Below are 14,476 nucleotides of genomic sequence, written 5' to 3'. Positions count from 1 at the left end.
TAAAGATGCCCTTTCTGGAACGAACTGACGTAATACTTGCAAGAAGAGGATTTTCCACCAACAAAAAAATCCGCCGTTTTCTTCAGCGAAATGTTTTTGAAGTAAACGGCCAGAGGATTTTATCCGGCGGTACAAGAATCAATCTTTTTGAAGACACAATTAATATTAACGGCAGTCCTTCAGATTTACAGCCTGACATTTATATCATGATGAACAAAAAGTCAGGCCGTATATGTTCCAACTACAAAGATCCAAATCTAAAAACTGACCCCACCTTAGTTTTTCAGGACCTTCCTCAAAGCCTTAAAGAAGAAGCAGACAAATACAAACTGGGAACCCTTCACACCGTTGGCCGCCTTGACTCTGACACAGAAGGCCTTCTTATAATCACAACCAACGGAGATTACAGCCACAGAATCACAATCCCGGAATTTCACTGTGACAAAAACTACTACATAAAACTACAAAAAGAATGCTCCCCTTTACAACAGGAAGACTATATAAAAAAATGCAGTCAGGGCTTTTTTATAGAAGCTGAACACAACTACACTTCTGCAGGTTACAAACCAGCCTTTACCTGTAAGCCCTCACAACTTACCTTTTTCTCTCCAGATGAATGCAGCCTTACCATCAGCGAAGGAAAATTCCACCAGGTCAAACGCATGATAAAAACCTTAGGCAACCAGGTAACTTACCTTAAACGCACATCCATGGGCAACCTTCACTTAGACCCATCCCTTCTCCCGGGCCATTGGCGTCCCATGACTCAGGACGAAATACTTAGTGTTATAAAATAGAATTTTACAAAAACCATGTTACAATTTAAAAAGACTCTTTTTTATTCAAAAACCAGCTGACTGGAGGTTACAATGAAAAAATTACCACTTATTTTTTTATTTCTTATTTTGTCTACAGCTGCTTTTGCAGGTCCCTTTGGACTTAATATGGGTATGACTTTAGAAGAAGTAACAGCTGCCTGTAAAGAAGAACCTGAATATATTGCAGATGACAGGTATTATATTCAGCCCCTAAAAAGCCATCCTCTTTTTGACGGCTATGTGGTATGGGTAAATGAGACCCAGGGCCTTTATTACATAAAAGGTGTAAGTAAAGAAATTAATACAAATGATTATGGTACGGAAATTAAACTGGAATTTTCAAAAATTCTCTCACCTTTAGAAAGAAAATACGGAAAGTTTAAAATGATTAATAAACTTTCAAATGACACAATATGGAAAGATGACAAATACTGGATGAACGCCCTGGCAGATGGGGCAAGAACATACAGAGCTGATTGGGAAGCAACTGAAGATACAATGAATAATTTTGATGGACTCATCGCTATCAGCCTGGGGATAAATACTAAAGCTTCATATATAACGAACAAAGCTTACATCTGGATTGAATACGGCTTCATAAATTCCGCAGATGGCTTTAGCAGTCTGGACGATGTACTCTAACCTCACCGTCCCTTCAAAGCCTTTTCCAGATTCCTCAGGTCTTTTTTAAGATTACTGCTGCCAGGAAAATTCTTCAGACCTTCCTCAAGAACAGCCCTGGCATTTTCATAATCCCCGGCATTTGCAAAAGCAGCAAATTCATTATGAACACAAATTGCATAGTTATTATAAAAAACATCTGCATATTTTTTTAATTCCCTGACACTGGAATTACTTTTATACCCGTCTTCAGCAGCCCTTGCCGCAATAAGATATTTTTCCTTCTGGCTCAAATCAGAAAATTCATTATCCTTTCCATTAAGAACCTTATCAAAAAAACTTTCATTCCAGCCAAGAATCATCATGTCATTAGCCTTGTTAAAGCCATCAACAGAAACATATTTTCCGCCACTGTGTTTTTTTATAAAATCCCAGCCCCCTTCAAAATCCCTGCTGTTATAAAAAGTAACCATGGCATTGTAATAAAGATCATCATAGTCTTTCTGTAAAGAAGCCCTTGCCCCGTACTCATCCATTACCCTCTCAAGAATAGCCAGACCTTCATCAGACCTTTTCTGCCTGTCTAAAGTAACAGCATGATTCCTGCAGCAAAGAATATAATCATTTAGAGCGTCAGCCTTTTCATCATCAGAAGAATCAGCAAGATATTCCATACGCCTGATGGCAAGTTCCTCAGCCTCATCATCCCTGGAAGCATCCGTATAACGAGACATAAGATTACGGGCAGGAAGAGCCGCCAGCATTTTTTCACTTACTTCCTTTCTGCCTGAATAATATTTTTTTGGAACAGTAACATAACTTTTATGTCTTTCTGAAGAAGAAATATTTTTCTTAACCCCAGGATTAAAACCATAAGGATTTGTAGTTTCTACATCAGTCTTTTTTGCCCCGGAATAAAATGTAACAAAACAATGATCCTGAGTAACCTGAGCCCTTACATCAAGCCCTGCACTTTTTGCCAGAGCAACATAAAGAAGGCTGGCACTGACACAATTATAAAGACCACTGCCTAAAGTTTTTTCTATAAAACTCTGATTAAGGGAATAAGAGGTCAGCACATTGTCATGAATAAAAACAAGGACAAGTTCAGCCTTTTCTTCATCAGTAAGGCTTTCATCTTCAAGATAAACTTCATTAAAATCAGCTTCTAATTCCTTAAACCTTTCAACTGCATATAAAAAATCTTCAGAAGCTCTGTCTATTCCGCATATAAGCATGGAATCTTCAATCAGTTTAAGAGGACTAAGGGAGGAAGAAGCCTGTCGTGATTCCCAAGCCGCAGATTTACCGGCATATTTTCCTGCAGACAGTCCAGCATTCCCAGCTGACTCACCGGCTGCCTGACCATAAAGTAATCCCGTAAACAGGCCGGTAAATATAATAGAAAGTATTGTTACTTTAAAGAATTTCATACAATGATTTTAAACTGTTTCAGGTCCATATTCCACAAAACCAGGAATATTTTTTGCAAGTTTCTGCATACGGCTGTCAGTGTTCCAGATAGTATCAGCGATATTTTTAAGTTCAATATCCACATCATCCGGCATGGAATAATCCTTTTTATAATGAAGCTGATGTTCAAGACTTGCCCAGAAGTCCATGGCAATTGTACGTATCTGAATCTCTACAGGAATTTCCCTCTTGTGGTCACTAAAATAAACCCCTACCTTTACAATTACATGAAGACTGCGGTAACCATTATCCTTAGGTTCCTTAATATAATCCTTCATTTTAATAAGCTTAATGTCTTCCTGATTCAAAAGCATCTGCATTACATGATAAACATCGCTTACAAAAGGACAGGTAACCCTGATTCCGGCAATATCATGGAGCTTATTCACCATGTTATCTATAGTAAGATCCAGCCCCTTGCGGTTAAGCTTTTCTGCAATACTCATAGGGTCCTTAATACGGCTGGAAATACTGCTTATAGGATTACGCTGATGCTTGCTTTCAAATTCATCTTCCAGAATCTCAAACTTAGTAGTAATCTGCTTGATTCCGCTCTCATAAAGCATAAGAAGCTGCTGAAATTCAAGGGCTGTATTTATAACTTTTGCAGGGGTAAAATCTTTCATTCCACCCATGGCATTTTTTACTATTAATTCTTTATCCATACTTTAAAATATACCCATTTTTAGCTTAATCAGGCAAATATTCTTACTATAAAATTTTATTATATAACGGCAATTGTAAATTCACCGCCTTTGTGCTATGTTTTGATATGCAGGTCGCAATATTTTTCGGTTCTAAATCCGACACAGAAACAATGAAAAAGGCCGCCGCTGTTCTTAAGGAATACGGCGTGGATTACAAGGCACACATTCTTTCAGCCCACCGCTCCGGGGAACTTCTTGCCCAGACAGTGCGCCAGGTAGAAAAAGAAGGTGCAAAAGTCATCATTGCAGGAGCTGGTTTAAGTGCCGCTCTTCCTGGTGTTATTTCAAGCCTTACTGTTCTTCCGGTAATAGGCGTTCCTCTTGAATGCGTTACTCCGGGAGTTTCCAATGGTCTTGGGGGAATGGATGCCCTTCTGTCTGTAGTACAGATGCCTCCTCAGATTCCCGTTGCAAGCGTAGGCATTAACAATGCAAAGAATGCGGCATACCTTGCCCTTCAGATTCTTGCACTGAATGATGAATCTTTAAGAAAGCGTCTGGTTGAATTCCGGGAAGGACTTGCAAAAAATGCAGTATCCGGATTAAACGTAGAATTATAAACTTCATTATATCAGGAAAATAAAAATGAACTGTGGCTGCAATAAAAACGATTACGATCCTTTTGAAGCTCTTGAAGATGACAAATTCCACGACGAATGTGGAGTTGTAGGCATTTACCTTAACCAGAAAGCTTCTAAGAAATCCAAAGAAAAAAAATCAAGCACAAAAAAACAGGAAGCCTATTCTGCCAGCGGCTTTAACGCTGCAACACAGGCTTACTTTGGTCTGTATGCACTTCAGCACCGCGGACAGGACAGCGCCGGTATTGCCGTAAGCAATGGTGACGAGATTACCATGCACAAGGCAATGGGTACTGTAGCAGAGGCCTTTACAAAAGAAGACCTTATTAACCTTACAGGTTACATTGCCTGTGGTCATGTCCGCTATGCAACAGCAGGAAGCACAAGTCTTGAAAACGCCCAGCCAATGTTCCTTAAATCAAAGCTTGGCGGTATAGCAGTTGCCCACAACGGTCAGCTCATTAACTACGAACAGCTTCGTGAAATGCTTGAAGAAGCAGGAAGTACCTTTGCTTCTACAAGTGATACAGAAGTTATAGTAAAGCTCATTGCAAAATCCTATAAAAAAGGTCTTGAAAAAGCCCTTACTGACACAATTCAGATGATTAAAGGTTCCTTTGCCCTTGTTGTAATGACAGAAAAATGTCTTATAGGTGCAAGAGACCCTAATGGCATCCGTCCACTCTGCCTTGGTAAAACAGAAGGGGGCTGGATTCTTGCAAGCGAAAGCTGTGCCATTGATGCCCTTAACGGAACTTACGTAAGGGATATTCAACCAGGAGAAATCGTAATCATCAACGAAGACGGTGTCCTTTCCTTTGAATTTGGTGAACATACCTCAAAGCGTACCTGTATTTTCGAATACGTATACTTTGCCCGCCCTGACTCAAACATTGACGGTATCCCTGTAACTCTCGCCAGAGAAAAAATGGGTGCCTGCCTTGCAAGAGAAAGCGGGGTTCCTGCAGATGTTGTAATCGGAGTACCAGATTCAGGTCTTGGTGCAGCCCAGGGATATGCAAAAGAAGCAGGTATTCCTTATGCCAGCGGTATTGTAAAAAACAAGTATATCGGCCGTACCTTTATTGCTCCAACTCAGCAGGAACGAGAAAACATGGTTTTCGTAAAGCTTAATGCAGTACGTTCTGTTGTAGACGGAAAGCGTGTTGTTGTAATTGACGACTCAATCGTCCGCGGAACAACCAGCCGCCGCCTTGTTCAGATTTTACGCCGTGCAGGTGCAAAAGAAGTACACTTCCGTATTTCTTCACCACCAGTAAAATTCCCATGTTACTTTGGAATTAATACACCTACAAGAAACGAGCTTATTTCCAGCCAGCACAATGAAGAACAGATCTGCAAGGAAATCGGTGCAGATTCCCTGGCCTTTATCAGTGCAGAAGGAATGCTGGAAGCCTGCCGTGAATGTAATCCGGAACAGTACGGATTCTGTAAAGGATGCTTTACAGGTGAATATCCAATTTCTGTTCCAGGTGAACTTAACGGTAAACCAGTTAAAAAATAAATTCCGCCTTTAAAGGCAGATGATCCGAATAACCACTTCCGTTCCATAAGGTAAAAGCCTGAGGGACGGAAGTTTTTTTATCACACCAGTCCCCCTTACTTTCAGCAGCAAAATATTCAAGCCTTAAATCTCCACCATAAAAAATGTTATCTATGCGGCTCCATTCATCCTTATAAAAATAACTGCCCTTGTTTTCTTCTCCATAATCAAAATACCAGCAGCTTTTAACAAAAGTTCCCTCCGGTAAGATTGCAGGATTTCTATAAGGCCGCAAAAGAACCCCTTCCCCTCCAATACCAGATCCAGCTCCACTTCCACCAGAAGCAAAATCTTCCAGAGACCTGTTAAAGTCCCCTAAAGCAATAACCCTTTTATTATTTTCAAGACACTTTCTTACTATACCTTCAAGCAGACCTTCTTCCCTCTTACGCCAGACTTCACTTTCTTCCTTACCACCCTTCATGCTTTTCCAGTGATTTGCAATAAGGGTAAGGCTTCCTTTTTTAGTTTTAACATCAACTTCAAGAAGGGGTCTCATGGAAGGCTGAGCTTTTTCTTCAGAAAGAATATCCAGACAATGAAGCTTCATATTTTCCAGAGGATATCTGGATAAAATGCCAATACCAATAGCCCCGTACTCTTCCTTTGCAAAGCAGGCCCATTTATAAACCCTGGAAGAATCCCACTCCCCGGCCATAAAATTATAGATATCATAAAGAACACCTTCATTTTCTACTTCTTCCATAACAAGAATGTCACAGTTCAGTTCCTTTAAAGAAGAAGTCAGCCTCTTAAGCCTCTTTTGATACAAATCCCTGCCCCAGTATTTTTCAGACAAAAACTGAGAATACTCACAGCCATCTTTTTTTCCATCAAAAAAAGTCTGCAGGTTCCAGGTAAGAACAGACAGCCTGCCCCCATTACCCCCTTCCGGAGCAAAAGAAAAATCCCCGCCGCAGGAAATAAATGCAGCAGGGATTATACTAAGAATAATAGAACTAAAAATTACAAACTTAAGTTTCATAAAAACCTCCCTATTATATATTTGCATCGATTAACAAAAATCCACACAAATCCGGGAAAGTTTTTTATGTTTTGTTTTTATTTTACAAGTTTCATTCCGTTTATCGTAACAAAGGCAACTTTTGTTCCAAGTTCGTCACAAATATTTATGGAATAAAGACAGGTTGAACGGCCATCCTTTACAAGTGAACTTTCGGCAATCAGTTTTTTTCCTTTTGCCATTCCCACAAAAGAAATATTGCTGCTTACAGAAACAGTCTGCACAGACCTGAAATTAGAAGCAACGGCAAAAGTATAATCAGCAAGAGTAAAAATAGCCCCGCCCATTACACCACCATATGCATTTTTGTGGCCATCCTTTATTTCAAGACTGCACTTAGCATAATGCTCACCAACTTCATCAATTACAATTCCTGTAGTTACAGAAGCAAAAGTATCCTTTCCAAAAAATTCCCTGGCCTCTTCAAGCTCTGTCATAAATACTCCTTATAAAATTTCAGGCTAGCACTTAAGAAGTTCATCCTGACTTGCCATGCGGATTCCGTTATCATCAAGAATCTTTTCTGTCTCTCCAACATCAGTACAGCGGATAATCATATAGGCAGTGCCGGTTTTATGACCTGTAAAACCATACATGTATTCCACATTACGGTTATTGTCAGCAAGTATTTTTAAGATGCGGTTTAAGCTGCCTGCTTCATCAGGAATCTCTGCCGCAATAACAGGAGTTGTCTTTACAATATATGCAGAACGCTCAAGAGCAGCCTGAACCTGTTCAGGATTATCAACAATAATACGTGCAATACCAAAGTCACTTGTATCCGCAATACTTAAAGAACGGATATTGATTTTGTGCTCAGCAAGGACATTTGTAAGTTCAGAAAGAGCATTCTTACGGTTTTCAATAAAAATGGAAATCTGTTTAATTGTCATGTCACACTCCTAGTCATGAAGTTTACGGGTATCAATTACACGCTTAGCCTTACCTTCAGAACGGGCAATTGTCTTTGGTGCAACCAGAGTAACCTTTGCCTTAATCTGAAGAACGCTGAGCAATGCAGACTCAAGCTGTTTTTCCTGCTTATTGATTTCAGAAATAACATCACTGAATTTTTCTGCAGTCATTTCAACTTTAATTTCAAATGTATCAGTATTGTTTTCCCTTCCAACATGAATCTCATAGTTTGCAGGATATCCGTTCTGCATAAGGACACCTTCAATCTGACTAGGGAATACGTTAACACCACGAATGATAAGCATGTCATCTGTACGGCCCATTGGTTTGCTCATGCGTACAAAAGTTCTTCCACAGGAACACTTCTTACGATTAAGAACACCAATATCCTTAGTACGGAACCTCATCAAAGGAAAAGCCTGCTTTGTAATTGCAGTAAATACCAGCTCACCCTTTTCTCCGTCAGGAAGTCTCTTTCCAGTTGTAGGATCAATAGTTTCTACAATAAAGTGGTCTTCGTTAACATGCATCCCCTTCTGTTCAGCACATTCATAGGCAACACCAGGACCCATAACTTCTGTAAGACCATAAATGTCATAAGCCTTAAGGCCCAGAGACTTTTCTATATCCTGGCGCATTTCTTCAGTCCATGGCTCTGCACCAAAGATACCTGCCTTAAGATGAATGTCATCCGGTGTAAGCCCCATATCCTTAAGAGTCTCACCAAGATAAGCAGCATAACTTGGAGTACAGCAAAGAACTGTAGATTTAAGATCCTGCATAAAAGTAATCTGACGCTGAGTATTACCGCTTGAAATTGGAATTACCTGGCAGCCAAGTTTTGTAGCTCCACCATGAACACCAAAGCCACCGGTAAAAAGACCATAACCGTATGCAACCTGAACAATATCATTTTCATCAGCACCAACAGCAACAAGCTGGCGGGCAGTACACTCATCCCATATATCAAGATCTTCTTTTGTATAACCAACAACAATCTGTTTTCCTGTAGTACCACTGGAAGCATGAACACGAACAACCTTGCTCATAGGAACAGCAAAAAGACCATAAGGATAAGTCTGACGAAGATCGTCCTTACATGTAAAAGGAATCTTATCCAGATCATCAAGTCCCTTAATGTCATCAGGTGACACTCCGGCTTCCTGGCATCTTTTTCTGTAATACTCTACATTTTCATAAACATGACGGAAATTAGCAGCAAGACGTTCTCCCTGAAGCTTACGAAGTTCTTCAAGAGGCATGCATTCTTTTTCCGGTTGAAAATACTTTAAACTCATATATTCTCCAATTTAATAATTTACACAGCAGTCTTTTACTAAAGGACTTTAGTTTTCCCTACCCAGCATAAAAGCTTTTTTATTCATCTCAAGGAACTGAGGCTTAACAAGTTTTTCTATAGCAGACATCCAGGCATCAACAGAAAAATCCATATACTTGGAAAGACGACCCATAAGAACAATATTTACAGATTTTGCAGTACCAGCTTTCTGAGCAAGACTAAGACAATCAAGGGCATCAACTTTAAAACCAGATGCAGTCATAGTCTCCACAAGATTTTCAGGATACTCAGCAGCACCAGTAATTACAGGCATAGGATCAATCTTCTGAGTATTAACAACAATCTGTCCGTCCTTTTTCAGAAATTCCGTATAGCGGGCAGCCTCAAGAAGTTCAAAAGAAACAATAAAATCTGCCTCTCCCTTATCAACAATAGGAGAATAAACTTTTTCACCGTAGCGCACATAAGTTACAACCGAACCCCCACGCTGACTCATTCCGTGAACTTCGCTTACCTTTACGTCAAAGCCTGCATCCAGCAAAACCTGACCCAGAGTTTTAGAAGCAAGCAGTGCACCCTGACCGCCAACTCCAACAATCATTATATTTTTAACCATAATTTCTTCTCCCGGGAGGGGAAAGCCTTCCCCTCGTTCGCACTTTGTTGCTCTCTACCCCTTCTAACGGGGACACCCCGTAACGCCCCTTACTGAGCTTTAAGGGCATCAAACTTACACATCTGTGAACATACGCCACAACCTGTGCAAAGTGTTTCATCAATATTTGCCTTACCGCCTTTCATTGCAATTGCAGGGCAGCCAATCTTCATACACATCTTACATGAACGGCACTTATCTGCATCAACAACAAGAGGAGGCTTATGCTTTACTTCCTTAAGAAGGGCACAAGGCCTGCGGCTTATAATAAGACTTGGTTCTTCAACATTAATTTCTTCTTTAACAGCTTCTTCACATTCAGCCATGTTATATGGATCTACAACACGAACACGGTTAATACCCATTGCACGGGCAAGAGCTTCAAGATTAACTTTACCGGCAGGATCACCGTAAAGATTTTTTCCTGTAGTAGGATTCTGCTGATGTCCCGTCATACCTGTAATGGAATTATCAAGAATAATAACAGTAGAGTTTGACTGGTTATAAGCAATACTTGCCAGTCCTGTCATTCCCGAATGCATAAAAGTTGAATCTCCAATTACTGCAACAGATTTCTTTTCATGTTCAGCACCGGCAGATTTATTCCATCCATGAAGTCCGCTGAATGAAGCACCCATACAAAGAGTAACATCCATTGCAGAAAGAGGAGCAACACTTCCAAGAGTATAGCAGCCGATATCTCCAAAGACAGTTACCTTAAGTTTGTTAAGTGCATAGAACATTCCCCTGTGAGGACAACCTGCACACATAATAGGAGGACGTACAGGAATATTTACATCAAGTTTTTTACCTTCATGAACTTCTTTCTTAAAGGCAGCGGCAATAATATTCTGACTGAACTCACCGCATAAAGGAAGAATGTCCTTTCCGTAAATCTTTACTCCAAGTTCAAGACCACGGCAGAACTGTTCAATGATAGGATCAAGTTCTTCTACAACAACAATTACATCAAGTCCTTCTACAAACTTACGAATCATATTTGCAGGAAGAGGATTAACCATACCCAGCTTAAGGATACTTACGCTGTCACCAAATACTTCCTTTACATACTGATAAGAAGTAGAAGAAGTAATAATACCAGCCTTACCGGCTTCTGCTCCAAGAACTGACGCTGCCCCGGAAGAAGCTTTTTCAATTCTGTTAATTCCGCTTGTTTCACTCCAGGCTTCTATATCCTTCATTCTCTGTTCAACAAAAGGATGACGGCGGATAGCATTAGCAGGTGCCATTACATACTTCTGAATATTTTTTTCATAAGCCTTATGTTCAGGAACTACACGTTCAACAGTTTCTGTAATACTCTGACTGTGTGCTACACGGGTACACATTTTATACAAAACAGGAGTATCAAATTTTTCACTGATTTCAAAAGCCATTGCTGCAAATCTGCGGGCTTCTTCTGCATCACTTGGTTCAATCATAGGAACTTTAGATGCAATTGCATGGTGACGGCTGTCCTGTTCATTCTGAGAAGAATGCATTCCAGGATCATCAGCAACACCAATAACAAGACCGGCATTAACTCCGGTGTAGCTCATGGTATAAAGAGGGTCTGCAGCAACATTAAGACCAACATGCTTCATTCCGCAAAAAGAACGGCGGCCTGCAAGACATGCACCAAAAGCTGATTCAAGAGCTACTTTTTCATTAGGAGCCCATTCACAATAAAGCTCCTTAAACTTTGCAGCTTCTTCTGTAATTTCCGTACTTGGAGTTCCAGGATAACTGGAAACAAACTCACAGCCTGCTTCAAAAAGACCACGGGCAGCTGCGGCGTTTCCTAACATAAGTTGTTTCATTTTTTACTAACCTCTATATTTTTTTTAGCTTCCACTTTTCATGCTGGCAAAAGGATCTTCTGTTCTGTACATTTCACGCAGCTTAGGCTTTTCTATCTTACCAGTCGGGTTTCGTGGTACAGGAGCAAAAATAATCTTGCGGGGTCTCTTATACTTAGGAAGATCCATACAAAAGTTATTTACATCTTCTTCCGTACATGTATAACCCTGCTTTACTTCTATAATCGCTGTTGCAATTTCTCCAAGACGTTTGTCTGCAAGACCTATAACAGCAACATCCTTTACAGCATCCATTTTATGAAGGAAGTCTTCAATCTGAACAGGATAAAGATTTTCGCCACCTGTAATAATGACATCCTTCTTACGGTCAACAAGATAAATAAAGCCGTCACTATCCATCTGAGCCATGTCACCGGTATAAAGCCAGCCTTCTTTATCCATTACTTCTGCAGTAGCTTCTGGATTTTTATAGTAACAAACCATTACGCCAGGTCCCTTAACGGCAAGCTCTCCAACCTGTCCCTGAGCAACTTCACAGCGCTTTTCGTCAACAATCTTAACCTGCCAGCCATAACCGGCAATACCGATTGCACCGATTTTATTTGTATTACCAACACCAAGATGTACACAACCAGGACCAATACTTTCAGAAAGTCCGTAATTTGTATCATAATCATGGTGAGGAAAATATTTTTTCCAGTCTTCAATAAGTTTTTTTGGAACAGGCTGAGCACCAATATGCATAAGACGCCATTGCTCAAGATGATAGTCAGAAATCTTAAGGTCTCCCCTGTCCAATGCATCAAGAATATCCTGAGCCCATGGAACTAAAAGCCATACTATTGTACACCTTTCATCAGAAGCTGCCTTTAAAACCGTTTCAGGTTTAGTACCCCTTAAAAGAACAGCCTTACCACCGCTTATAAGTGAACCAAACCAGTGCATTTTAGCTCCTGTATGATAAAGAGGAGGAATACACAAAAAAACATCGTCCTTAGTCTGACCATGATGTTTCTGTTCAACAGCAGCTGAATGCATAAGGGCACGATGCTTATGTAAAATAGCCTTAGGAAAACCTGTTGTTCCGGAACTAAAATAAATAGCTCCGTCATCATCATCAGATATTTCAATATCCAGGTTTGCAGATGAATAATTCATTGCAGACATAAAATAACTTTCAGAAAAAGAAGGCGCAATTCCTTCACCAACAAAAATAAGAAGACGGCGCTGCATGATTTTTTCAGAAATAACTTCAAGACGGCCAATAAATTCCGGCCCAAAGAAAAGCACTGATATATCTGCAAGGTTAAGGCAGTAATCAATTTCATCAGATGCATACCTGAAGTTCAAAGGAACTGCCAGGGCACCAGTCTTAAGAATACCAAAATAAATAGGAAGCCATTCCAGACAATTCATCATAAGGATTCCTACCTTGTCTCCCTTACGAACACCCCTCTCAAGAAGATAGTGGGCACAGCGGTTTGCTTTTTCATTAAAGATATGCCAGCTGATTTCACGACGGTATGGAAGGTTTGGCTCAGGCTGAGTAAGTTCAAACTCTTTCCAGGTTATTCGGCGGGTTTCCCTCATTTCCGGATTTAATTCAACAAGGGCACAGTCATTTCCATAAAGTTCTGCGTTTTTTTCAAGATATTTTGTGATAGGCATAGTGTTGTTATTATACACTATAAATTAAAATCAGACACTTATTATTTAAAAAAACTACAGGCAAATAAATGACATTCAGCGGTCTTTTCGTTATACTTTCCTTATATGAACGACTTCAAGTTTTGCCCCATTTGCGGAAGCCGGAATATTCAAACTCTCATGAACGGCAGAAAATGGTTTTGTCCCGATTGTGAATTTGACCTCTACAATAATACCGCAAGTGCAGTAGGAATAATCCTTAAAAATTCCTTAAATCAGGTGCTCTTTGAAGTCCGCGCAAAAGAACCCCGCAAAGGATACCTTGCCCTTCCAGGGGGCTTTACCAGTGCCGACGAAAGTGCAGAAGATGCAGCACGCCGGGAATGTCTGGAAGAAACAGGCCTTAAAGTTAATGACTTAAAATACATCTGCAGTTTTCCAAACAACTACGAATACAAAAACATTCATTACAAAACCTGTGATTTATTCTTTTCTGCAGACTTTCCTGATAATTCTTCAATGCAGGCTCAGCCCTCTGAAGTAGAATCTTTTGTATGGAAAGAAATCAAAACGGAAGAAGACGTAAAAAACCTGCCTTTAGCTTTTGATTCGGCAAAAAAATCCCTTTTATGCTGGTTAAAAACAAGATGATAGATTTTTTAATAACACACCCGGAACTTTTAATTTGTACCCTGAGCCTTCTGATTTTTATTATAACATTCATATTCTATTCAATAAAAATAAGTAAACTTAAAAAAACTCTTGCAGCAGAAAACATTTTACCTGCAAAAAAAACAGCATCCTACACAGGCAGTCTTATTCTCTGTTTTATAGCAGAAATACTGCCTTTTTTAATTCCACTAAGCCTTTTCGTCCTTACAATTATATGTGCCTGCGGTATTCTTGGGCAGATTATTGTCTTTAAGGAAAGAATAGCCACCATTAGAGGTTAAATATGGTAAACAGAATTTTATTGCTTATCGGAAGCCTTGGATTCCTTTTATACGGAATGAAACTCATGAGCGACGGTGTTCAGAAAAGCGCCGGAGGTCATCTTAAAAAAGCCCTTGGCTTTATGACAGGCAACCGATTTATAGGTCTCTTTACCGGAATCTTCATTACAATGATAATCCAGTCATCTGGAGCAACAACAGTAATGGTTGTTTCTTTTGTAAACGCAGGTCTTATAACCCTTACCCAGTCTGTAGGTGTTATTTTTGGTGCCAACATCGGTACAACAGTAACAGCCTGGATAGTTTCCATATTCGGGTTCAACTTTAAAATATCAGCCTTTGCCATTCCTTTATTCGGTTTAGGCTTTTTCATGACCTTCCTTAAAAAGAACGGACTT

Annotated in this window: 16 protein-coding genes; 7 read left to right on the top strand and 9 right to left on the bottom strand. The window is 39.9% G+C overall.

Annotation, left to right across the window (positions count from 1 at the left end):
- The first annotated feature begins 5 nt into the window (after positions 1-5).
- The gene (locus K6D58_RS02590; protein WP_296827245.1) at positions 6-797 is read left to right on the top strand and encodes a pseudouridine synthase; all 792 of its coding nucleotides are present in this window, start codon (positions 6-8) and stop codon (positions 795-797) included.
- A gap of 72 nt (positions 798-869) precedes the next feature.
- A complete protein-coding gene (locus tag K6D58_RS02585; RefSeq protein ID WP_296827244.1) occupies positions 870-1,460 on the top strand; it encodes a hypothetical protein in 591 nt (196 codons plus the stop codon).
- 2 nt (positions 1,461-1,462) lie between these two features.
- Here K6D58_RS02585 and K6D58_RS02580 read toward each other — a convergent pair whose 3' ends face one another.
- The gene (locus tag K6D58_RS02580) at positions 1,463-2,872 is read right to left on the bottom strand and encodes a hypothetical protein (protein ID WP_296827241.1); all 1,410 of its coding nucleotides are present in this window, start codon (positions 2,870-2,872) and stop codon (positions 1,463-1,465) included.
- A gap of 9 nt (positions 2,873-2,881) precedes the next feature.
- Positions 2,882-3,577 (bottom strand): GTP pyrophosphokinase, encoded by a 696-nt coding sequence (locus tag K6D58_RS02575; RefSeq protein ID WP_296827240.1) that lies wholly within the window; start codon positions 3,575-3,577, stop codon positions 2,882-2,884.
- Positions 3,578-3,684: 107 nt separating this feature from the next.
- Here K6D58_RS02575 and purE point away from each other — a divergent pair, with 107 nt between their 5' ends.
- Together purE and purF are read left to right on the top strand one after the other, a co-directional pair.
- Positions 3,685-4,179: a 5-(carboxyamino)imidazole ribonucleotide mutase gene (purE, locus tag K6D58_RS02570; protein WP_296827237.1), complete on the top strand. Its 495-nt coding sequence runs from the start codon at positions 3,685-3,687 to the stop codon at positions 4,177-4,179.
- A 25-nt stretch (positions 4,180-4,204) separates the two neighbouring features.
- Positions 4,205-5,725, top strand: a complete 1,521-nt coding sequence (purF, locus tag K6D58_RS02565) for an amidophosphoribosyltransferase (RefSeq protein ID WP_296827234.1) — start codon at positions 4,205-4,207, stop codon at positions 5,723-5,725.
- Here the strand turns inward: purF and K6D58_RS02560 are convergent.
- From K6D58_RS02560 to K6D58_RS02530, 7 genes are all read right to left on the bottom strand, one after another.
- Positions 5,715-6,749 (bottom strand): endonuclease/exonuclease/phosphatase family protein, encoded by a 1,035-nt coding sequence (locus K6D58_RS02560; protein WP_296827232.1) that lies wholly within the window; start codon positions 6,747-6,749, stop codon positions 5,715-5,717. The two genes, purF and K6D58_RS02560, sit on opposite strands and share 11 nt — an antisense overlap.
- Before the next feature lie 77 nt (positions 6,750-6,826).
- A complete protein-coding gene (locus tag K6D58_RS02555; protein WP_296827229.1) occupies positions 6,827-7,225 on the bottom strand; it encodes a PaaI family thioesterase in 399 nt (132 codons plus the stop codon).
- Positions 7,226-7,249: 24 nt separating this feature from the next.
- Complete coding sequence (locus tag K6D58_RS02550) at positions 7,250-7,681, bottom strand: ACT domain-containing protein (protein WP_296827228.1); 432 nt, start codon at positions 7,679-7,681, stop codon at positions 7,250-7,252.
- A gap of 9 nt (positions 7,682-7,690) precedes the next feature.
- A complete protein-coding gene (locus K6D58_RS02545) occupies positions 7,691-9,001 on the bottom strand; it encodes a phenylacetate--CoA ligase family protein (RefSeq protein ID WP_296827226.1) in 1,311 nt (436 codons plus the stop codon).
- Between the two features lie 48 nt (positions 9,002-9,049).
- Positions 9,050-9,619 carry an indolepyruvate oxidoreductase subunit beta gene (locus K6D58_RS02540; protein ID WP_296827224.1) on the bottom strand — a complete coding sequence of 190 codons (570 nt, stop codon included), beginning with the start codon at positions 9,617-9,619 and terminating at the stop codon, positions 9,050-9,052.
- An 89-nt stretch (positions 9,620-9,708) separates the two neighbouring features.
- Positions 9,709-11,478 carry an indolepyruvate ferredoxin oxidoreductase subunit alpha gene (gene iorA, locus K6D58_RS02535; RefSeq protein WP_296827223.1) on the bottom strand — a complete coding sequence of 590 codons (1,770 nt, stop codon included), beginning with the start codon at positions 11,476-11,478 and terminating at the stop codon, positions 9,709-9,711.
- A gap of 24 nt (positions 11,479-11,502) precedes the next feature.
- Positions 11,503-13,146 (bottom strand): class I adenylate-forming enzyme family protein, encoded by a 1,644-nt coding sequence (locus K6D58_RS02530; RefSeq protein WP_296827221.1) that lies wholly within the window; start codon positions 13,144-13,146, stop codon positions 11,503-11,505.
- Positions 13,147-13,305: 159 nt separating this feature from the next.
- Between K6D58_RS02530 and K6D58_RS02525 the strand changes: the two genes are divergently transcribed.
- From K6D58_RS02525 to K6D58_RS02515, 3 genes are all read left to right on the top strand, one after another.
- Positions 13,306-13,776 (top strand): NUDIX hydrolase, encoded by a 471-nt coding sequence (locus K6D58_RS02525; RefSeq protein WP_296827219.1) that lies wholly within the window; start codon positions 13,306-13,308, stop codon positions 13,774-13,776.
- The gene (locus K6D58_RS02520) at positions 13,755-14,078 is read left to right on the top strand and encodes a hypothetical protein (protein WP_296827217.1); all 324 of its coding nucleotides are present in this window, start codon (positions 13,755-13,757) and stop codon (positions 14,076-14,078) included. The genes K6D58_RS02525 and K6D58_RS02520 overlap by 22 nt, the downstream gene beginning before the upstream one ends.
- Before the next feature lie 2 nt (positions 14,079-14,080).
- The coding region (locus K6D58_RS02515) for a Na/Pi symporter (RefSeq protein WP_296827216.1) at positions 14,081-14,476 on the top strand (396 nt) is incomplete at its 3' end.

The sequence above is a fragment of the Treponema sp. genome (assembly GCF_024696245.1).
GTDB lineage: Bacteria > Spirochaetota > Spirochaetia > Treponematales > Treponemataceae > Treponema_D.
The sequence above is the reverse complement of the archived record's forward strand: the minus strand, read 5'-3'. Positions and strand labels throughout refer to the sequence as shown.